15 protein-coding genes are annotated in these 18,601 nt (G+C 69.2%); 9 read left to right on the top strand and 6 right to left on the bottom strand.

All coding sequences use genetic code 11. The annotated features are described in order from the left end of the window. Positions 1 to 43: 43 nt before the first annotated feature. Positions 44 to 1,441 (bottom strand): dihydrolipoyl dehydrogenase, encoded by a 1,398-nt coding sequence (lpdA, locus tag AB0I12_RS11650; RefSeq protein WP_359928019.1) that lies wholly within the window; start codon positions 1,439 to 1,441, stop codon positions 44 to 46. A gap of 164 nt (positions 1,442 to 1,605) precedes the next feature. On the opposite strand from lpdA, the gene AB0I12_RS11645 reads away from it, so the two are divergent. Both AB0I12_RS11645 and AB0I12_RS11640 read left to right on the top strand, forming a co-directional pair. Then, entirely contained in the window at positions 1,606 to 3,744 is a 2,139-nt protein-coding gene (locus AB0I12_RS11645; protein ID WP_359928017.1) for a peptidoglycan DD-metalloendopeptidase family protein, read from the top strand. A 20-nt stretch (positions 3,745 to 3,764) separates the two neighbouring features. Then, on the top strand, positions 3,765 to 4,223 hold the full coding sequence (locus AB0I12_RS11640) for a PGPGW domain-containing protein (protein WP_359928014.1): 459 nt from the start codon (positions 3,765 to 3,767) through the stop codon (positions 4,221 to 4,223). On the opposite strand, the gene AB0I12_RS11635 is transcribed toward AB0I12_RS11640, so the two are convergent. Then, positions 4,191 to 5,393, bottom strand: a complete 1,203-nt coding sequence (locus AB0I12_RS11635; RefSeq protein ID WP_359928011.1) for an FAD-dependent monooxygenase — start codon at positions 5,391 to 5,393, stop codon at positions 4,191 to 4,193. The genes AB0I12_RS11640 and AB0I12_RS11635 overlap by 33 nt on opposite strands. 77 nt (positions 5,394 to 5,470) lie before the next feature. On the opposite strand from AB0I12_RS11635, the gene AB0I12_RS11630 reads away from it, so the two are divergent. Then, a complete protein-coding gene (locus tag AB0I12_RS11630) occupies positions 5,471 to 6,199 on the top strand; it encodes a TetR/AcrR family transcriptional regulator (protein ID WP_359928008.1) in 729 nt (242 codons plus the stop codon). Here AB0I12_RS11630 and AB0I12_RS11625 read toward each other — a convergent pair. Continuing rightward, the gene (locus AB0I12_RS11625; RefSeq protein ID WP_359928006.1) at positions 6,128 to 7,045 is read right to left on the bottom strand and encodes an AraC family transcriptional regulator; all 918 of its coding nucleotides are present in this window, start codon (positions 7,043 to 7,045) and stop codon (positions 6,128 to 6,130) included. The genes AB0I12_RS11630 and AB0I12_RS11625 overlap by 72 nt on opposite strands. A gap of 179 nt (positions 7,046 to 7,224) precedes the next feature. On the opposite strand from AB0I12_RS11625, the gene AB0I12_RS11620 reads away from it, so the two are divergent. The 4 genes from AB0I12_RS11620 to AB0I12_RS11605 are packed head-to-tail and all read left to right on the top strand — an operon-like array spanning position 7,225 to position 13,154. Beyond that, the gene (locus AB0I12_RS11620) at positions 7,225 to 9,999 is read left to right on the top strand and encodes a family 78 glycoside hydrolase catalytic domain (RefSeq protein ID WP_359928003.1); all 2,775 of its coding nucleotides are present in this window, start codon (positions 7,225 to 7,227) and stop codon (positions 9,997 to 9,999) included. A gap of 52 nt (positions 10,000 to 10,051) precedes the next feature. Then, positions 10,052 to 11,383, top strand: a complete 1,332-nt coding sequence (locus AB0I12_RS11615; protein WP_359928001.1) for an extracellular solute-binding protein — start codon at positions 10,052 to 10,054, stop codon at positions 11,381 to 11,383. Further along, positions 11,380 to 12,306 (top strand): sugar ABC transporter permease, encoded by a 927-nt coding sequence (locus tag AB0I12_RS11610; protein WP_359927998.1) that lies wholly within the window; start codon positions 11,380 to 11,382, stop codon positions 12,304 to 12,306. Before AB0I12_RS11615 ends, AB0I12_RS11610 begins: the two co-directional genes overlap by 4 nt. Next, on the top strand, positions 12,303 to 13,154 hold the full coding sequence (locus AB0I12_RS11605; protein WP_359927995.1) for a carbohydrate ABC transporter permease: 852 nt from the start codon (positions 12,303 to 12,305) through the stop codon (positions 13,152 to 13,154). The genes AB0I12_RS11610 and AB0I12_RS11605 overlap by 4 nt, the downstream gene beginning before the upstream one ends. Here AB0I12_RS11605 and AB0I12_RS11600 read toward each other — a convergent pair. Beyond that, positions 13,144 to 13,773, bottom strand: coding sequence for a class I SAM-dependent methyltransferase (locus tag AB0I12_RS11600; protein ID WP_359927992.1), 630 nt, complete (start codon positions 13,771 to 13,773; stop codon positions 13,144 to 13,146). The two genes, AB0I12_RS11605 and AB0I12_RS11600, sit on opposite strands and share 11 nt — an antisense overlap. Further along, positions 13,770 to 14,903 (bottom strand): aminotransferase class V-fold PLP-dependent enzyme, encoded by a 1,134-nt coding sequence (locus tag AB0I12_RS11595; protein ID WP_359927989.1) that lies wholly within the window; start codon positions 14,901 to 14,903, stop codon positions 13,770 to 13,772. Before AB0I12_RS11595 ends, AB0I12_RS11600 begins: the two co-directional genes overlap by 4 nt. Positions 14,904 to 14,929: 26 nt before the next feature. Between AB0I12_RS11595 and AB0I12_RS11590 the strand changes: the two genes are divergently transcribed. Together AB0I12_RS11590 and AB0I12_RS11585 are read left to right on the top strand one after the other, a co-directional pair. Next, complete coding sequence (locus AB0I12_RS11590) at positions 14,930 to 15,682, top strand: glycerophosphodiester phosphodiesterase (RefSeq protein WP_359927987.1); 753 nt, start codon at positions 14,930 to 14,932, stop codon at positions 15,680 to 15,682. A gap of 54 nt (positions 15,683 to 15,736) precedes the next feature. Continuing rightward, the gene (locus tag AB0I12_RS11585) at positions 15,737 to 17,110 is read left to right on the top strand and encodes an MFS transporter (protein WP_359927984.1); all 1,374 of its coding nucleotides are present in this window, start codon (positions 15,737 to 15,739) and stop codon (positions 17,108 to 17,110) included. Between the two features lie 69 nt (positions 17,111 to 17,179). Here the strand turns inward: AB0I12_RS11585 and AB0I12_RS11580 are convergent, their stop codons facing one another. Then, positions 17,180 to 18,598 carry a polysaccharide lyase 6 family protein gene (locus tag AB0I12_RS11580; RefSeq protein ID WP_359927981.1) on the bottom strand — a complete coding sequence of 473 codons (1,419 nt, stop codon included), beginning with the start codon at positions 18,596 to 18,598 and terminating at the stop codon, positions 17,180 to 17,182. Positions 18,599 to 18,601: the final 3 nt, after the last annotated feature.

The raw sequence follows: 18,601 nt of genomic DNA, 5'->3' as shown, positions 1-18,601 counted from the left end.
ACGGCTGCTCGCGCCGACCAGGCACGAGCAGCCGTTGACCAGCTCAGAAGTTGATCATGTGCCCTTCGAGGCCGTGGAAGGCCTCCTGGAGGGCCTCGCTCAGCGTCGGGTGGGCGTGCACGTTGCGGGCCAGTTCCTTGGTGGTCAGGTCCCACTTCTGCGCCAGGGTCAGCTCCGGCAGCAGCTCGGTGACCTCGGGGCCGATCAGGTGCGCGCCGAGCAGTTCGCCGTACTTGGTGTCGCTGATCACCTTCACGAAGCCGCTGGCGTCACCGAGGCCGTGGGCCTTGCCGTTCGCGGTGAACGGGAACTTGGCGACCTTGACCTCGTGGCCGAGCTTCCGCGCCTCTTCCTCGGTGTACCCGAAGCTGGCGATCTGCGGCTGGCAGAACGTCGCCCGCGGGATCATCGCGTAGTCGAGCTCCATGGTCTCGTGACCCGCGATCGTCTCGGCCGCGATCACGCCCATCGCCTCGGCGGCGTGCGCGAGCATCAGCTTCGCGGTGACGTCGCCGATCGCGAAGATGTTCGGCACGTTGGTCCGGCAGAAGCCGTCGATGCCGATCGCGCCGCGCTCGGTGAGCTGGACGCCGATCTTGTCCAGGCCGTAGCCGTCGACGCGCGGCTGGAAGCCGATCGCCTGCAGGACCTTGTCGGCCTCGATCGTCTGCTGGTTGCCGTCCTTGCCGGTGACCGTGACCTTGACCTGCTCGCCGGAGTCGTCGATCGAGTCGACCCGGGTCGAGGTCAGCAGGTCGATGCCGAGCTTCTTGTACGCCCGGGCCAGCTCCTTGGAGACCTCCGGGTCCTCCAGCGGCACGATCCGGTCCAGGAACTCGACGATCGTCACCTTGACGCCGTAGTTCGCCAGCACGTACGCGAACTCGACGCCGATCGCGCCGGCGCCGGCGATCACGATCGAGCCCGGCAGCTCCTCGGTGAGGATCTGCTCCTCGTAGGTCACCACGCGGTCGCTCAGCTGGGTGCCCGGCAGCAGCTTGGTGGTCGCGCCGGTCGCCACGATGCAGGAGCCGAACGTGACGGTCTCCGAGGAGCCGTCGTTCAGCGTCACGTCCAGGGTGTTGGCGTCGGTGAACGAGCCCCAGCCGTCGAACTCGGTGATGTTGTTCTTCTTCATCAGGAAGTGCACGCCCTTGACCCGGCCGTCCGCGACCTTGCGGCTGCGCTGCACCGCGGTCGGGAAGTCGAAGGTCACCTCGCCGCTGATGCCGAAGGTCTTCGCCTCCGTCCGGAAGATGTGCGACAGCTCGGCGTTCCGCAGCAGCGCCTTGGAGGGGATACAGCCCACGTTCAGGCAGACACCGCCCCAGTACTTCTTCTCGATGATGGCGGTCTTGAGCCCGAGCTGGGCGGCGCGGATCGCCGCGACGTACCCGCCGGGACCGGCGCCGAGGACAACAACGTCAAAGTGCGAGGCCATGCAGTGAACTTTAGTGGGTCGGACCAGCCGATCCGACGCCGAGTCGGCAACTGTGGCCCGCCTCATGTCGTCCGAACGGTCACTTTGTGTGCACCAGGGTTCCGTACGGACCGTACGACGCCTACGCTGGGCACGCGCGTGAGGCGATCTCGCATGGGGGACGGATGGATCTGGGGAAGCGCCGGGGGCTGCGGCTCGCGGCACTCGGCACACTGCTGGCGGCGGTCGCCGTGCCGGTGGCCCATGCCGATCCGTCGCCGTCCGCGACCGAGCCGCCGCCGGCCTCCGTCACCGACGTCAACCGCTCCCTCGAGCAACTCCAGGCCGAGGCCGCGGCCTTGCAGGCCGACTTCGCCAAGGCCACCATCGCCTACACGAAGGCGCTGAAGGAGGCGCAGGCCGCCGAGGCCGCCGCCAAGAAGGCGGAGTCCAGCGCGACCGTGTCCAAGGGCAAGTCCGACGAGGAGCGCCGGCGCCTCGGGGTGATCACCGCGCAGGCGTACCAGCTCGGCATCCCGACCGTCATGGGCACCGAGTCGATGCTGTGGTCGCTCGCCCCGGTCGCCGAGAACCTCCAGGAGATCGCCGACCGGCAGACCGCGATCACGCAGCTGGGCAACACCCAGGTCTCGCAGTACCAGCGGGCGAGGGCCGCCGAGGTCGAGTCGGACCGGCTGAGGGGCGAGGCGACGACGAAGCGCACCGCCGCCAACCAGGCCGCCGCGAAGGCCCAGGAGCTCAGCAACCAGGTGCAGCAGAAGGCGGCCGACGCCGCGGCCGCGATGGCTGACCAGACCGCCGACCTCGACGTCGCTTCCGCGCTCTCGCAGCAGCTCCAGCAGACCCGCAACCAGCAGGCCCTCGCGCGCTGGCGCGCGTATCTCACCGAGCTCGCCGCCACGAAGGTCGCTCCCCCGGCGGCCGCCGTCCTCAAGAATCCGGCCAAGCTGCCGGCCGGCCTGGGCCCGCTGACCCGCCGCGGCGCCGCCATCCCCGGTGTCGCCTCGGTGGCGGTCGGCGGCCGGGCCGTGCGAGTGATGTCGGCCGAGACGATCCGCGCGGTCAACCAGGCCTTCAGCCTGGTCGGCAAGCCGTACGGCGTCGCCGCCACCGGCCCCGACAAGTACGGCTGCCTCGGCGCGGCCCGGGTCGCCTGGCAGCCGTACACGACGCTGCCGAACCTCGTCGGCAAGGTCTATCCGGACTACCAAGCTGTCCCGAACGCGCAGATCCAGCCCGGCGACATCCTCGTCATGGGCAGCAAGTCGCTCGGCCTGGTGCACATCGGCATCGCGCTCGACAGCGGCGAGATGATCGCCGCCGACGAGGCCAAGGGCGCGGTGGTCGTCACGACCATCCCCGACAACCTGTACGCCGCCCTGCGCCCGACACTCGGCGCCCCGGCCAAGCCGCAGGTCGCGCCGGTGGCGACCTCCGAGGCCTACGCGTTCCGGTGCGGCAACACCGCCACCTCGTACGACGTCGGCTCGGGCTCCTGGACGTGGCCGCTGCCGGACGGCACCTACGAGATCGGCACGCCGTTCGGCCAGTCGGGAGCGATGTGGTCGACCGGATTGCACACCGGCCAGGACTTCCCGGCCGCGGTCGGTACGACGGTGCGCGCGGTGACGTCGGGCGTCGTCCGCGTCGAGCACCCGGCCTGGGCCGGCAACCTGGTGCGCATCGACCACGGCAACGGCCTCGAGACGCTGTACGCGCATCTGAGTCGCGTCGACGTGACGGACGGTCAGCAGGTCACCGCCGGGCAGCAGATCGGTGCCGTCGGCACCGAAGGCAACTCGACCGGGCCGCACCTGCACTTCGAGGTCCGGCTCGGCGGCGACCCGGTCAACCCGATGCCGTTCCTGGCGACCGGATCCGCCAGCACCGGCTGGGGCGGCTACAGCAACGGCATGATCCCCGCCGGCAAGCTGTGCGCCCTCGGGTCCGGCGGCCACATGCTCCGCTGCGACGCCGCGGCGGCGTACGCGCGACTCGCCGCCGCCTACCGCGCCCAGTTCGGCAAGTCGCTCTGCATCACCGACTCCTACCGCTCGTACGCGTCGCAGGTCAGCCTGTACCAGCGCAAGCCGTCGCTGGCCGCGCTCCCCGGCACCTCCAACCATGGGTGGGGCGTGGCCGTCGACCTGTGCGGCGGGATCGACAAGTACAACACCACCCAGTACCAGTGGATGAAGTCGCACGCCCCGGCGTACGGCTGGCTGCACCCGGCCTGGGCCGATCAGGGCGGCAACCGCGAGGAGCCGTGGCACTGGGAGTTCGGCAACCCGGCTACTGCCTGATCGCCCGGTAGGCTGGGTGCGTGGCCGAGAAGGAAAGTCCCGACCGCACCGATCACAACATCACGCTCGATGCTGCGGACGACCGGTGGGAGTGGCGGAGGCGGATCCGCGAGAATCCGCGGAAGTTGATGTTCTACCGCATCGGCGTGGGGGTGCTCGGCGGGCTGCTGATCATCGCGGCGCCGCTGACGGGGTGGCTGCCGGGACCGGGTGGGATCCCGCTGTTCATCGCGGGTCTCGCCGTGCTCGCGAGCGAGTTCGAGTGGGCGCAGCGGCTGCTGTACCGGGTCAAGGACTGGGTGAAGGCACTCACCGCCTGGACCGGCAAGCAGCCCGCCTGGCTCAAGGCGCTCGGGACCCTCGCGCTGTTCCTCTGCGTGCTCGTCGCGATCTGGCTCTACCTGGCCGCGCTCGGCGTGCCGGGCTGGCTGCCGGACTCGTGGGAGTCATTCCTCTACCAGCTCCCCCTGCTGCCCTGAGGCCGTGTCGATCGAGTAGGCAGGCAGCTCGATCAGTTCGCTCATGTTCTGGGCCATCTTGAGCATCTGGTTGAGGAAGAACGGGATGTCCAGGATCCGGTTCCGCGCAGCGATGCCGAACCGGGTCGCCGGCGCCAGGAACGACCCCGCGCGGCTGCCGTCCTGCGTCGTCGACACGGCCTTGCGCAGCGTCGCCTCGTACCGGGCGAAGGCGGTCCGGAAGTCGCCGCGCGCCTGCGCCAACTCCCCCGCCAGCACGTAGGCGCCCACCACGGCTGTACCGGTGCCGAGCGCTCCGAACGTCGCGCCGTACCCCGCATCGCCGAGCAGCACGATCCGCTCCGTCGACCAGCGCTCCACACGCACCCGGCTGATCGAGTCGAAGTACAGCTCCGTTGCCGCCGGCAACGCCTCGAGCAGCTCCGGGACGTGCCAGCCGAGCCCGCCGAACTGCTCCTGCAGGATCGCCTTCTGCTCGTCCAGGTCGCGGCGGTTGTACTGCAATCGCGGCGACTTGAACACGAACAGCGTCTGCGCCAGTGCCGGATCGCGACGGTCTGCGCCGACGCTCGCCAGCTTGCCCGGCACGTTGTACATCAGCGTGTCCCCCGAGATGCCCAGCGTGTTCGGCACCTCCCAGCCGGCCACGTAGTACTCCAGGTGCCGCTCGACGACCTGGTCCGCCGGCCACGCGAGCCGCCGTACGACGGAATGCATCCCGTCGGCGCCGATCACCAGGTCGTACGTCTCCTCGACGCCGCTCTCGAACCGCACCTCCACGCCGCCGGGGTGCTCGCGCAACCAGGCGATCGAGTCGCCGAAGCGGTACGCCGCCTGCGCCCGGCTGTGCTCGTACAACACCCGCGACAGATCCGCCCGCAGCACCTCCAGCTCGCCGCCGGCGAACTCGGCCGGCAACCGCATCAGCTTGCGGCCCGACTCGTCGACGAACCGCATCGCGTTCCCGCCGGTCTGCAGCGCCCGCAGGTCGTCGAGCACGCGCATCCGGTCGAGGACCGTCGTGAACACGTCGCCCCGGAAGTCCACCGCATACCCGCCCTGCCGCAGTGCCGGCGCGATCTCGACCACGGTCACGTCGTGGCCCGCGCGGCCCAGCCAGAGCGCCACCGACGGGCCCGCCACGCTCGCACCCGATACCAGAATCTTCATTCCATCTCCTTACTGTGTCCGGTAGACACATTAAAGTGTATGGTAGACACAGTTCGAGCCGAGACGGAAGGACGCCGATGACCGAACTGCTCTGGGGCGGGCCGCCGGCTCGCAGCCGCGGCCCGAAGCCCGCGATCACGCTGGCCGAGATCGCCGCGGCCGGGATCGCGATCGCGGACGCCGAGGGCTTGGACGCGGTCTCCATGCAGCGCATCGCGGGTGAGCTGCCGGTGACGAAGATGGCGCTCTACCGGCACGTCCCCGGGAAGACGGAACTCGTCGCGGTGATGAGCGACATCGCGATGGGTCCCCCGCCCGACCGCGCGGACCTACCGTGGCGCGAGGCCCTGCACACCTGGGCGCTCGATCTGTACGACGGATTCACCCGGCACCCGTGGCTGCTCCAGTCGACGATCGGCCGCCGGCTGCTCGGGCCCAACGAGCTCCTCTGGATGGAACGCGGCCTGGCCGCGCTCGCCGGCACCGGCCTCACCGGCGGCGAGCAGTTCGACTCGATCCTGGTCGTCACCAGCCACGTCCGCAACATCGCCCAGCAGTCGACGACCTTCCCGGGGCACACCACCGGGCTGACCGAGGAAGAGATGCAGCAGTCGCTCGCCGCGATCCTGACGACCGAGGCCGGCCGCTTCCCACATCTGACCGCCGCGATGCGGACGTCGGCGGGCAGCGAGAACCAGGGCCTCGAGTTCGGTCTGCAGCGGATCCTGGACGGGCTAGACCTTCTCGTCCGCGGCCGGGTAGCTGTGCCTGATGGCGTTGAAACGTTCCCGATAGAGGGTCGCTGATAGCCCGTAGTGGGATTTGAATCGGCGGGCGAAGTAGTTCTGGTCGGGCCAGCCGACGGACTCCCCGATCCGGTTGATCGGCAGATCGGTGTGCAGCAACCGGTCGGCCGCGAGCTCGACGCGGTGCCGTGACAGGTACGCCATCGGCGGGACTCCGGTCACCGACTTGAACAGCCGGACCAGATAGCCGGGGGCCAGATGCAACTCGCCGGAGAGTTCGGCGAGCGTCCAGTGCCGCGCCGGGTCGGCCTCCATCAGCCGCATCGCGTCGAGGACCGCGGGATGCGTGTGCTCACCGCGTTCGTCGGATTCGGCCACCGTCCGGGCGACACAACTCAGGTACAGCGACAGCCAGCCGATCACCTCGCCGCGGTGCCGGCTGAGCGGCTGGTTGCGGAGCCGGCGCAGTCCGTCGAGGTGCCCGACGGCCTCGGCGAAGGTGCCCGGATCGAGATGGGTCGCGAGCATCCCGCGACGCTGCGCGGAGAACGGTCCGGTCCACAACAGGTAACCCAGCAAGGGATCTTCGCGCGCCCACGCGAGCTCGCGGCGCACCAGGTCGGCCGAGAAACAGCAGTTGTAGACCTCGAGATCGTCGCACTCGACGTACTCGTGCCAGACCCCCGGCCGCAGCAGGATCGCATCGCCGGCGCGGAGCCGCTGGCGCCCCGCGAGGCTGTGGTGGACGCCTTCACCGCCGGTGACGAGCAGCAGTTCGAAGAAACTGTGCGTGTGCAACGGGTGGGACTTCTCGTGCAGGTGTGTGCCCGCGTGCACGACCGTCCCTTCGACGAAGTGCAGCACGGTTCCGCGGGTCCGCACCGGCTCATCGGCCACGCCTGCCACGAGGTCACGATACGAGCCGAAGTGCAGATCGTGCTAGATCGGGTGCACATCGGGCTAGTGACCGGCGACTGCCGGTCGCAGGATCGGGGAACAAGCGAAACGTCCTCGCCGATCCATCAGCCAATGATCGAGCGTTTTGTCAGAGCACCCAATGAATCGTTTCACTCGGTTGGAGTCTCATGTCGCAACTCGCCGCACCCACCGCCCTCCGCTTCGAGCATCGGTCCGCACCCGTCCTGGGCATCGGCACCGCGAGCCCGAGGATCTCCTGGCAGGTCCCGGCCGCGGACGCCGGCTACGCGCAGACGGCGTACGAGGTCGAGATCACCACCGGCAGCACGCAGGTCTTCACCGTCCAGTCCCCCGACCAGATCCTGGTGCCCTGGCCGGGTGACGCGCTGGAGTCCCGCCAGGCCGCGCAGGTGCGGGTCCGCGTCCGCGGTGCCGGGGACTGGAGTGACTGGAGCGAGCCCGCGACCATCGAGGCCGGGCTGCTCACGCCGGGCGACTGGACCGCCCGGTTCGTCAGCCCGCGGGACAACCCGCACGGCTCCCCCGCGCCGCTGATCGCCGGCTCCGCCGAGCTCCCCGACGGTGTCGTGAAAGCCCGCCTGTACGCCACGTCGTACGGCATCTACATCCCCGAGCTCAACGGGCAGCGGGTCGGCACCGAGGAGCTCGCGCCCGGCTGGACGGCGTACCAGTACCGGCTCCGCTACCAGACGTACGACGTGACCGAGCTTGTCCGACCTGGTGAGAACACGCTCGAATTCCTCCTCGGCAACGCCTGGTACCGCGGCCGGATCGGCTTCCAGGACCAGAAGCAGCTGTACGGCGACCGCCTCGCGGTCCTCGCACAGCTCGAGGTGACCACCGAGGACGGCCAGGTCCACACGGTCGCGAGCGACGGCACCTGGACCTCCCGGGAGAGCAACGTCCTGGCCGACGACCTGTACGACGGCCAGTCCACCGACCTGCGCAAGCAGCCCGGCGAGCCGGCACCCGTCGACGTCCTCGACGCCGACCTCGCGCTGCTCGTCGCACCCGACGGCCCGCCGGTCCGGATCACCGACGTGCTCCCGGCGCTCGAGATCACCACGTCGCCGTCCGGCAAGACGCTCGTCGACTTCGGCCAAAACCTCGTCGGCCGCGTCCGCCTCACGGTCCGCGGTCAGTCCGCGGGCGACGAGATCGTCCTGCGGCACGCCGAGGTGCTGGAGAACGGCGAGCTCGGCGTCCGCCCGCTGCGCACCGCGAAGGCGACCGACACCTACGTCCTGGCCGGACCGGACGAGGTCGTCCTCGACTCGCCGCTGACCTTCCACGGCTTCCGGTACGCCGAGGTCACCGGCGTGACCGATCTCCGCAAGGAGGACCTGGAAGCCGTCGTCATCGGCACCGACCTGCGGCGGACCGGCTGGTTCGAGTCGTCGAACGAGCTGCTCGACAAGTTCCACCAGAACGTGGTGTGGGGCATGCGCGGCAACTTCGTCGACGTGCCGACCGACTGCCCGCAGCGCGACGAGCGGCTGGGCTGGACCGGCGACATCCAGGTCTTCTCCCCCAGCGCCGGCTTCCTGTTCGACACCGCGGGCTTCCTGACCAACTGGCTCGCCGATCTCGCCGCCGAGCAGCAGAAGGACGGCTCGGTGCCTTTCGTCATCCCGGACGTGCTCCGCAACGAGTCACCGGCGACTGCGGCTTGGGGTGACGCGGCAACGATCGTTCCGTGGGTGGTCTACGAGCGCACCGGCGACGCCGGGCTGCTCGCCCGGCAACTGCCGAGCATGCGGGCCTGGGTGGACAAGATGGCCGACCTGGCCGGCCCGGACCTGGTCTGGTCGGGCGGCTTCCAGTTCGGCGACTGGCTCGACCCGACCGCGCCGCCGGAGAACGCGTTCCTGGCCAAGGCCGACCCGGATGTCGTCGCCACCGCGCACCTGGCCCGGTCCGCCGAAGTGTTCGGCAAGGCGGCCGCGGTCGTCGGTCAGACCGACCTCGCCCGCGAGTACACCGACCTTGCCGCGCGCGTCCGGCAGGCCTTCGCGACCGAGTACGCGACCGACGGCGGCCGGGTATTGAGCGACGCGGCAACGACCTACGCGCTGGCCTTGCAGTGGGCGCTGCTGCCGACCGAGAACCAGCGGCAGCGCGCCGGCGAACGGCTCGCCGACCTCGTGCGGACGGCGGGCTTCCGGATCAGTACCGGATTCGTCGGGACGCCGCTGATGGCCGACGCGCTGGCCGATTCCGGACATCCTGACCTGGCGTACCGCCTTCTGCTACAGACAGGCTGCCCCTCTTGGCTGTACGCAGTGACCATGGGAGCCACGACGGTCTGGGAACGCTGGGACAGCATGCTGCCCGACGGCAGCATCAACCCCGGCCAGATGACGTCGTTCAACCACTACGCCCTCGGCGCCGTCGCCGACTGGATGCACCGGCGGGTGGCCGGCCTCGCGGCCGCGGAGCCCGGCTACCGGACGATCGACGTCCGCCCACTGTTCACCGACCACCTGACGAACGCGTCCGCCAGGCACCTCACGCCGTACGGCGAGGCGTCGGTCGCGTGGACCCGTGCCGACGGGCAGGTGACGCTGAAGGTCACCGTTCCGGTCGGCTCCCGCGCCAAGGTCGACGTACCGGGCCTCGATCCTGTCGAGACCGGACACGGTACGCATGAGTGGACCCTCGCCGATCCGTACGCCGAGGCGCCGCAACTGGCCGCCGACGCGACGATCCGCGACGTCCTGGACCACGAGCCGACCTGGTCCGCGCTCGCGGCCGCCGCCGTCCAGCACGGGATCGTCGCCGATGACGCAGAGCTCGCCGGCCGGCTCGAGCGGTACCTGGACCAGCCGGCCGCCGGCCTGGTCGACGCGATCAGCCCGCGCGGCTTCTCCGCGAGCGCCGAGGCCCTGAAGGCCGAGCTCGACGCCCTGCTCAACCACTAGCCCGACTCACCGACCGCCCCGCTGCCGCGAAGTACATCCCTTGGAGGTCATGATGAGGTTCCGCCCAGGAGCCAGCGGACTCGCACTGCTGGCTGTCTGTTCCCTAACCCTCTCCGCGTGCAGCGCGGGCAGTCTCGGATCCAGCGACGACGCCGGTGGCAGCGGCTCGGTCGAGATCACGTACCTGACCACGAACCAGGATCAGGACATCAAGGAGGCCGAGCAGCTCGCCAAGGACTTCCACGCGAAGAATCCGAACATCACCGTCAAGGTCGACAGCCGGCCCGGCGGCACCGAAGGCGACAACATCGTCAAGACCCGGCTGTCGACCGGCGACATGCCTGAGGTGTTCAACTACAACACCGGGTCGCTGTTCCAGGCGATCGCGCCGCAGAAGAACCTGCTCTCCATCAACGACGAGCCTTACGTCGGTGACCTGGACGAGAACTTCAAGAAGACCGTGACCGCCGACGGCCAGGTGTACGGCGCGCCTGTCGGCGGGTTCATGGGCGGTGCGGTGCTGTACAGCATCCCGGTCTACCAGAAGCTCGGCCTCAAGGTGCCGACGACCTGGGCCGAGTTCATGGCCAACAACGCCAAGATCAAGGCCGGCGACCCCGGCGTCGCACCGGTGATCCAGACGTACGGCGAGACCTGGACGTCGCAGCTGTTCGTGCTCGGCGACTTCCACAACGTCTCCGCGGCCGAGCCGGACTTCGCCGACAAGTACACCAAGAACCAGGCGAAGTATGCGACGTCGCCGGCCGCGATCAAGGGCTTCGAGCACACCCAGGCCGTCCACGACGCCGGCTACGAGAACAAGGACTTCGCCTCCGCGAAGCTGCCGGACGGCCTGAAGATGCTTGCCACCGGCAAGGGCGCGCACTACCCGATCCTGTCCGGCGTGGTCGCGAACATGATCGCCACCTACCCGGACGCCGCGAAGTCGGTCGGCCTGTTCGCGTTGCCTGGTGACGACGCGGGCAAGAACGGCCTGACGCTGTGGACGCCGGGCGGCCTCTACATCCCGAAGACCACGACCGGCGACAAGCTCGACGCGGCCAAGAAGTTCCTCGCCTTCGTCGCCAGCCCGGACGGGTGCAAGTCGCAGTCCGAGGCGGGCGCGCCGACCGGCCCGTACGCCGTGAAGGGCTGCACGCTCGGCGACAACGTGCCGCAGGCGATCAAGGACATGCAGCCGTACCTCGACAAGCCGGGCGGTTCGAGCCTCGCGCTCGAGTTCCTCTCGCCGGTCAAGGGCCCGTCGCTGGAGCAGATCACGGTCGAGGTCGGCTCCGGTATCCGCAAGGCCAAGGACGGCGCGGCCCGATACGACGAGGACGTCAAGAAGCAGGCGCAGCAGTTGGGCCTGGAGGGCTGGTGAGGTCGGTGGCTGTGTCGATCTCCCAGGAGCACAGCAAGACCGCGACGGTCGCGAAGACCGGCAGCAAGGTGTACCGCCCGTACTCGTTCTGGTTCTACCTGCCCACCGCGGTGATCTACGCCGTGCTGTTCCTGATCCCGACGTTCGCCTCGTTCTACTACAGCCTGACGCGCTGGAGCCTGTTCGAGTCGAAGTTCATCGGGCTGGACAACTTCAAGCTGTTCTTCCAGGAGCCGGCGCTGGTCAAGGGCTTCACCAACACGCTGGTCTTCGCCGTCGTGACGTCGGGATCCAAGGTCGTGCTCGGTCTGCTGCTGGCCGTGCTGCTGACGTCGCAGATCATCGGCCGCGGCTACCTGCGCTCGGTGGTCTTCTTCCCGGTGCTCGTCAGTACCGTCGGCGTCGGCCTGCTGTTCCAGGTGATGATGAATCCCGAACGGGGGATCATCAACGGGGCTCTCGGCGTCATCGGTATCGACGGGCCCGGGTGGCTCACCGACCCGAAGTGGGCGTTGCTGTCCATCGCCCTGGTCGACGTCTGGAAGGGCGTCGGCCTGGCGACCCTGATCTACATCGCCGGGATCGTGTCGATCCCGCGCGAGTACATGGAGGCCGCCCGGGTCGACGGGGCCGGGGCGTGGGAGTCGTTCCGCCGGATCGTGCTCCCGCTGTGCAAGCCGGCCACGGTCACCGTGATCATCCTGTCCCTGATCGGCGGCCTGCGGTCGTTCGAGCTGATCTGGGCGATGACGCGGGGCGGCCCCGGCTTCACCTCCGACGTCATCTCGTCGGTGATCTACAAGCAGTACCAGGCCGGCTTCTACGGGCTGTCGACGGCCGGCAACGTGATCCTGTTCGTGGTCGTGACCGCGATCGTGCTGCCGCTCAACTGGTTCCTGAACCGCAAGGAGGTGGACATGTGAGCACCGCCGAACTCGTCAACCACCGGCCCGGCCGCAAATGGGCGCTCAGCGTGGTCGCGATCCTGGCCTCGATCGTGGTGTTCATCATCCCGTTCGTGTTCATGCTGCTGACCGCGGTCAAGGACCGCCAGCAGGCCGCGGATCTCGACTTCTCCTGGCCGCACCAGTTCCAGTTCGTGCAGAACTTCGTCGACGTGGTCAAGGCCCGCGACTACATGCTGGTGATCGCGTTCATCAACAGCACCATCCTGACCGTCGTGAGCGTGGCCGGCATGGTGGTGCTGGCCGCGATGGCCGGGTTCGTGCTGCAGCGCCGGGCCAGCAAGTGGAACGGATTCATCAACTTCCTGGTGCTGTCCGGACTCATCATCCCGCCGGCCGTCGTGCCGACGATCTGGGTGCTGCAGAAGCTCGGCCTGTTCCGGACGATGCCGGGCCTGATCATGATCGAGATCGCGTTCGGGCTGTCGTTCTGCATCCTGCTGTTCCGGGCGTTCGTCTCGACGATCCCGCGGGAGCTGGACGAGGCGGCGATCATCGACGGAGCGGGGCCGCTGCGGCTGTTCTTCGGCGTCATCTTCCCGCTGCTCAGATCGGTCATCATCACCGTGGTCGTGGTGCAGTCGGTCAACGTGTTCAACGACTTCGTGAACCCGCTGTACTTCCTGCCCGGTGACAAGAACGCCACCGTCCAGCTCACGCTCTACAACTTCTCCGGTCAGTTCTCCACGCAGTACAACCTGCTGTTCATGGACATCCTGCTGATCACGATCCCGCCGCTGATCATGTTCCTGTTCTTCAACCGGCAGATCGTCGCCGGCATGACCTCGGGAGCGATCAAGGGGTAGCGGGTTTGCGGACGAGGAGGGCGGCCTGGGCGGCGTCCTTCTCGGCCGGCAGGGCCGCGCGGGTCAGGCGGGCGACCTCGACGAACCCGGCGGCGGCGAGCAACTCGGCGACATCGGCGACGTCGTACATGTACACCTCGAGGTCGACGTCGTGCCCGTAGCCCTGCTTGAGCTCCCGATGGCCGTCGCCGACCTTGAACCCGTGCACCAGGACGCCGCCCGGCCGCAGCACCCGGAACAGCTCCGCGAAAGCCTTCGGGAGCTCCTCGCGCGGCGTGTGAACCAGCGAGTACCAGGCGAGGGCCCCGGCCAGCTCACCGTCCTTCAGGTCCAGGCCGAACAACGACCCGACCTCGAAGCGCAGCTCCGGATACTCCTTCCGGGCCACCTCGATCATCCCCGGCGTCAGGTCGACACCGAACACGTCCAGCCCCTGACCGGCCAGGTACGTCGTGATGCGCCCGGTGCCGCATCCGAGGTCCCCCACCGGCCCGTCCTCGACCAGCCGGGTGAAGTACTCCAGTGCGCCGATCTCGAACGGATCGTCGCGGTGGTAGTCCTTCAGGATCGCGTGGTAGTCGGCGGCGGCAGCGTTGTAGGACCCTTGGATGTCGTTCACGCGAGGACTCTAGGCAGACCCTCCGACAGTTTCTCGTAGTCCGCGAGCGAGTTGTAGGCATGCGCCGACAGCCGGACGAACTTGCGCTCCTCGAACCCGGTGAAGGTGATCTCGGCCTTCAGCTCGCGCGACACGCGCATCTTCAGCGCCTCGCCGCCGCTCAGGTCGACCGCGGGCGGCAGCTCGACCAGTCGCATCGTCGCCGGCGGGTGCACCACGTCGGCGACGCCGGTCCCGAGCGCCTTCGCGAGGATCTTCGCGCCCTCCTCGACCAGGGCGGTCAGCTGCGGACGACGGGCCGGCCAGTCCAGGTCGGCCAGGACCCGCAGCGACTCCGGCGCCGCGATCCACGGCACGTAGTCGTACGTCCCCTGCATGTCGAACCGCTCCGGCATGCGCTCGTCGTACTCGGACCAGGACACGATCAGCGGCATCGCGGCCGTCCGCCACCGCTCGGCGACGACCAGCCCGGCCGTGGCGCGCGGAGCTGCCGGCCACTTGTGGAAGTTGCCCGTCCAGAAGTCGGCGCCCGCGGCAGCCGGGGCATCGATCAGCGCCGGGGCGTGGGCGCCGTCGACCACGATCGGTACGCCGTGCGCGTGGGCGGTCGTCACCAGCGCGTCGATCGGGAACACCTTCGCCGTACCGGAGGTGATCTGGTCCACGATCAGCACCGAGGCGTCGTCCAGCTCGGCCGCGACCAGCGCGACCACGGTCTCGTCGTCCGCCTCGAGCGGGATCCCGACCGTTACCACCTCGGCGCCGCGCTCCTTCGCGAACCGCTCGGCGGCGTAGCGCACCGCGCCGTACGCGTGGTCGGTGAGCACGATCCGGCTGCCGGCAGGGATCGGCAGCGTCTGGAGCGCGACCGTGACGCCGGCACTCGCGTTCGGCACCAGGGCGAACCCGGCCGGATCGGTCTCCAGGTACGAGGCGAGCGCGAGCCGGCTGGCCGTCAACCGGTCGGCAACCGTGCGGAACCAGACCATCGGGTTGGCGTCCATCTCGGTCCGCAGGGCACTCGTCACCTCCTGCGTCCGGCGCGGCACGGCGCCGTACGAACCATGGTTGAGGTGCAGGACGCCGGGATCGAGGGTCCACAGGTCGGGGCGGGGGCTGAGTACCGTCACCAGCCAAACGGTACATACTTCTGGACGTGTACCCCTACCTCGACCACGACGGCCCGATCGCGATGGCTCATCGAGGCGGCGCGAAACACCCGGACAACATCGGCTACGAGAACTCGCTGCACGCGTTCCAGCACGCCGTCGACCTCGGGTACAAGTACCTGGAGACCGACCTGCACGCGACCAGCGACGGGGTCGTGGTCGCGTTCCACGACAAGGTCCTGGACCGGGTCACCGACCGCACCGGGGTGATCGCCGAGCTGCCCTGGTCGGAGGTCAGCAAGGCGAGGATCAACGGGCACGAGCCGATCCCCCGCCTGGACGAGCTGCTCGAGCACTTCCCGGACATCCGGTTCAACCTGGACATCAAGGCCGAGGGCGGCCTGGAGCCGGCCGCGAAGGTGCTGCAGGCCGCGAACGCGCTCGACCGGATCTGCGTGTCGTCGTTCTCCCAGTCACGGGTCCGGCGGATCCGCAAACTGCTCGGCCCCCGGCTGTGCACCGGGTACGGCGAGTGGGAGGCGGCGCTGATCCGGTTCCTGCCGTTCGCGCTGCCGTCGCGCGGCGCCTGCCTGCAGATCCCCGAGCGGTACCGCGCCTTCCACGTGCTGACGCCCGGCCTGATCCGGCGCGCGCACTCCCGCGGCAAGCAGGTCCACGTGTGGACGATCGACGCCCCGGACACGATGCGCCGGCTGCTCGACGCCGGGGTCGACGGCATCATCACCGACCGCACCGACCTGCTCCGCGACGTACTGCGGGAGCGCGGTCAGTGGAGCTGAAGTGTTATCCGCGGGTACGCCGGATCGTCCCCGGGACCTGACACACTTCCGCGCATGGGAATCCTCTCCGCTCCGGCCGGCGTGGACAAGCGTGAGTACTGGGGCTTCAGCCTGTACGACTGGGCGAACTCCGGCTATGTCACCACGGTCGGCACGGTCCTGTTCGCGCCGTACCTGACCTCGGTCGCCGAGACCGCCGCCTGCGGGTACGTCGGGACCACGGACAAGCCGTGCCACACCAACCTCGACGTGCTCGGCCTCGGGATCTCCCCCGGCTCGCTCGCGTTCTACGTCGTGACGGTGGCCACGCTGGTGTCGGCGCTGTTCCTGCCGGTGGTCGGGGCGATCGCGGACCGGATGACCCGCAAGAAGCTCCTGATGTGCGGCTTCGCCTGGACCGGCGCGCTGGCGGCCGCCAGCATGGTGTTCGTCGGCGGCGGCCGGTGGGGGCTGGGGGCGCTGCTGCTGTTCATCGGCAACCTGTGTCTCGGCTCGTCGCTGGTGGTCTACGACTCGATCCTGATCGACATCGCGCCGCCCGATCAGCGCGACGCGGTCTCCTCCCGGGCCTGGGCCTTCGGGTACGCCGGTGGATTCCTCCTGCTGCTGGTCAACCTCGCCGTGGTGACGGCACACGACGCACTCGGGCTGTCCCAGGGAACGGCTGTGCGGCTCAGCCTTCTCAGTGCCGGGCTGTGGTGGGGTCTGTTCACCTTCTTCCCGTTCGTCCGCCTCCGCGACCGCCCGCCCGTGAGCGTCGTCCCGGTGCGCAGCGCCGGCCTCGTCCGCCAGAGCTTCGGGCAGCTCGCGGCGACGCTGAAGCACCTGCGCTCCTACAAGATGACGATGCTGTTCCTGATCGCGTACCTGTTCTTCAACGACGGGATCCAGACGGTCATCTCGGTGTCGTCGACGTACGGCGAGAAGCAGCTCGGGTTCGAGACCCAGGTGCTGATCGCGACCATCCTGCTCGTCCAGTTCGTCGCGTTCTTCGGCGCGCTCGCCTTCGGCCGGTTCGCCCAGCGGTACGGCGCGCACCGCACGATCGCCGGCGGCCTGGTGGTCTGGATCCTGATCGTGATCGCCGGGTTCCTGCTGCCCGCCCACCAGATCGCGCCGTTCCTGACCATGGGCGTCGCGATCGGGATCGTGCTCGGCGGCACGCAGGCGCTGTCCCGGTCGGCGTTCAGCCAGCTGATCCCGAAGGGCCGCGAGGCGGAGTACTTCTCGCTCTACCAGGCCGGCGAACGGGGTACGTCGTGGCTGGGCACGCTGGTGTTCGGGCTGGTCCACCAGCTCACCGGCTCGTACCGTCCCGCGATTGTCGCGCTCGGGCTGTTCTTCGTCATCGGCCTCGCGCTGCTGACCCGCGTCGACATGCGCCGCGGCATCGACGAGGCCGGCAACACCCAGCCCGCCGTCGTCTAGGCAGTCGTCCAGGCAGCTGGCTGGGCGGAGGCGCCCGTCCTGGTGAACGGGCGCCTCCGCGTCCTGGGGTTAGGCCGCGTTCGGCCCGACGTCGGCCGCGTTCAGCGGACGACGCACTGGTGTAGCAGTCGAGTACTCGTCGGCGCCCACGTCGTACGGCGCTGTGCGGGTCTGCCCGTCGACGTCGTCGGTGACCTGACTCGAGTGGTCGACGCTGGCGGCGTTCACGGCGGCACTGCCCGCACCGAGCCGGTACACGCCGTCGGAGCCCGCGGTCAGCTTCGGATCGGCCCGGGTGAACCCGGAGGACGGGATGTTGCCGTCGGCCGCCTGACCCCAGAGGATGTTCCCCGACCAGGTCAGGCCGCTGAGGTACGGCATGTCGACCAGGTCGCCGCTGTCGCCGACCATCAGGTTGTCGGAGACCACGCACCCCAGCGGCGGGACGGTGCGCTGGCTCTCGCCGACGAGCGCCTGCCCGTTGTTCCGCAGTGTGTTCAGCGTGATCGTGACCCGGTCCGGCGCATCGTTGCCGCGCCGGGAGTCGGACGGCTCGCCCTCGTAGTGGTCCCGCTCCGTGCCGCTGCCGAGCACCACGCCGGCGCCCGAGATGCCGCTGACGTAGTTGTTCACGATCAGGTGGTCGTTGCCGTAGATCCGGATGCCGTTCGACCCGGACAGCAGGTAGTTGCTCTCGACCCGGTTGTCGTTGCCGTGCCGCAGCACCAGCCCGCCGGCCGACGAGCGGATCGTGTTGTACCGGATCGTGTTCCCGGACGACTTCACCGAGATCGCCTCGGGGTCGCCGTTGCAGCGCTCGAACAGGTTGTACTCGACCGTGGCGTCGGCGGTGCTGAGCGCGCGGCCGCTCACCCCGAGCCGGATCGGCTCCCCGCCGTTGGACCCGCTGAACGTGTGGTCGCGGAAGTAGTTGCGCAGGATGTAGGTGCGCTGTGCCATCGCCTCGGAGCCCGGTCCGTCGATCACCAGGTAGACGCCGAGCGTGGATTTGTCGTGGAAGACGTTGCGGTCGATCTTCGCGTCGTCGCCGCGGACCACGACCCAGTGCTCCGCGGCCGCGGCGAGGCCGAAGTCGTTGCGGGTCAGCCGGATCCGCGGGCAGTCCGCCGGGATCTCCAGCGTCGTGCTCTGCCGGAACGCGAACCCGCTGATCGTGATGTCCGACGATCCCGAGAACACGAAGCTCTGCGCGCCGGTCAGCGTCACGCCGCCGCGGCTCTGCGCCACGATCGTGATCGGCGAACCGCTGCTGCCGTGCCGGTTGGTGATCGTGATCGGCGATCCCGACGGTACGGCGTACGAGCCGTTGGCCAGCGTGATCGTGGTGCCGGCGGTCGCGCTGTTGATTGCCTGCTGCAACTCGGCGAGCGACGTCACTGTCGCCTGCTCCCGGGCCAGCGCCGGACGGGCGCTGACCAGGGAGAGGGCGACGACGCCACTGCCCGCCAAGAAGGTACGACGGTCCATGAC

This window comes from Kribbella sp. NPDC050459, assembly GCF_040655315.1.
Lineage (GTDB): Bacteria > Actinomycetota > Actinomycetes > Propionibacteriales > Kribbellaceae > Kribbella.
The sequence above is the reverse complement of the archived record's forward strand: the minus strand, read 5'-3'. Positions and strand labels throughout refer to the sequence as shown.

What these genes read in the sequence shown, in the direction of transcription:
- lpdA (WP_359928019.1), bottom strand. Translation starts at nt 1,441, where the DNA reads ATGGCCTCGCACTTTGACGTTGTTGTCCTCGGCGCCGGTCCCGGCGGG.
- AB0I12_RS11645 (WP_359928017.1), top strand. Translation starts at nt 1,606, where the DNA reads ATGGATCTGGGGAAGCGCCGGGGGCTGCGGCTCGCGGCACTCGGCACA.
- AB0I12_RS11635 (WP_359928011.1), bottom strand. Translation starts at nt 5,393, where the DNA reads ATGAAGATTCTGGTATCGGGTGCGAGCGTGGCGGGCCCGTCGGTGGCG.
- AB0I12_RS11630 (WP_359928008.1), top strand. Translation starts at nt 5,471, where the DNA reads ATGACCGAACTGCTCTGGGGCGGGCCGCCGGCTCGCAGCCGCGGCCCG.
- AB0I12_RS11620 (WP_359928003.1), top strand. Translation starts at nt 7,225, where the DNA reads ATGTCGCAACTCGCCGCACCCACCGCCCTCCGCTTCGAGCATCGGTCC.
- AB0I12_RS11615 (WP_359928001.1), top strand. Translation starts at nt 10,052, where the DNA reads ATGAGGTTCCGCCCAGGAGCCAGCGGACTCGCACTGCTGGCTGTCTGT.
- AB0I12_RS11585 (WP_359927984.1), top strand. Translation starts at nt 15,737, where the DNA reads ATGGGAATCCTCTCCGCTCCGGCCGGCGTGGACAAGCGTGAGTACTGG.
- AB0I12_RS11580 (WP_359927981.1), bottom strand. Translation starts at nt 18,598, where the DNA reads ATGGACCGTCGTACCTTCTTGGCGGGCAGTGGCGTCGTCGCCCTCTCC.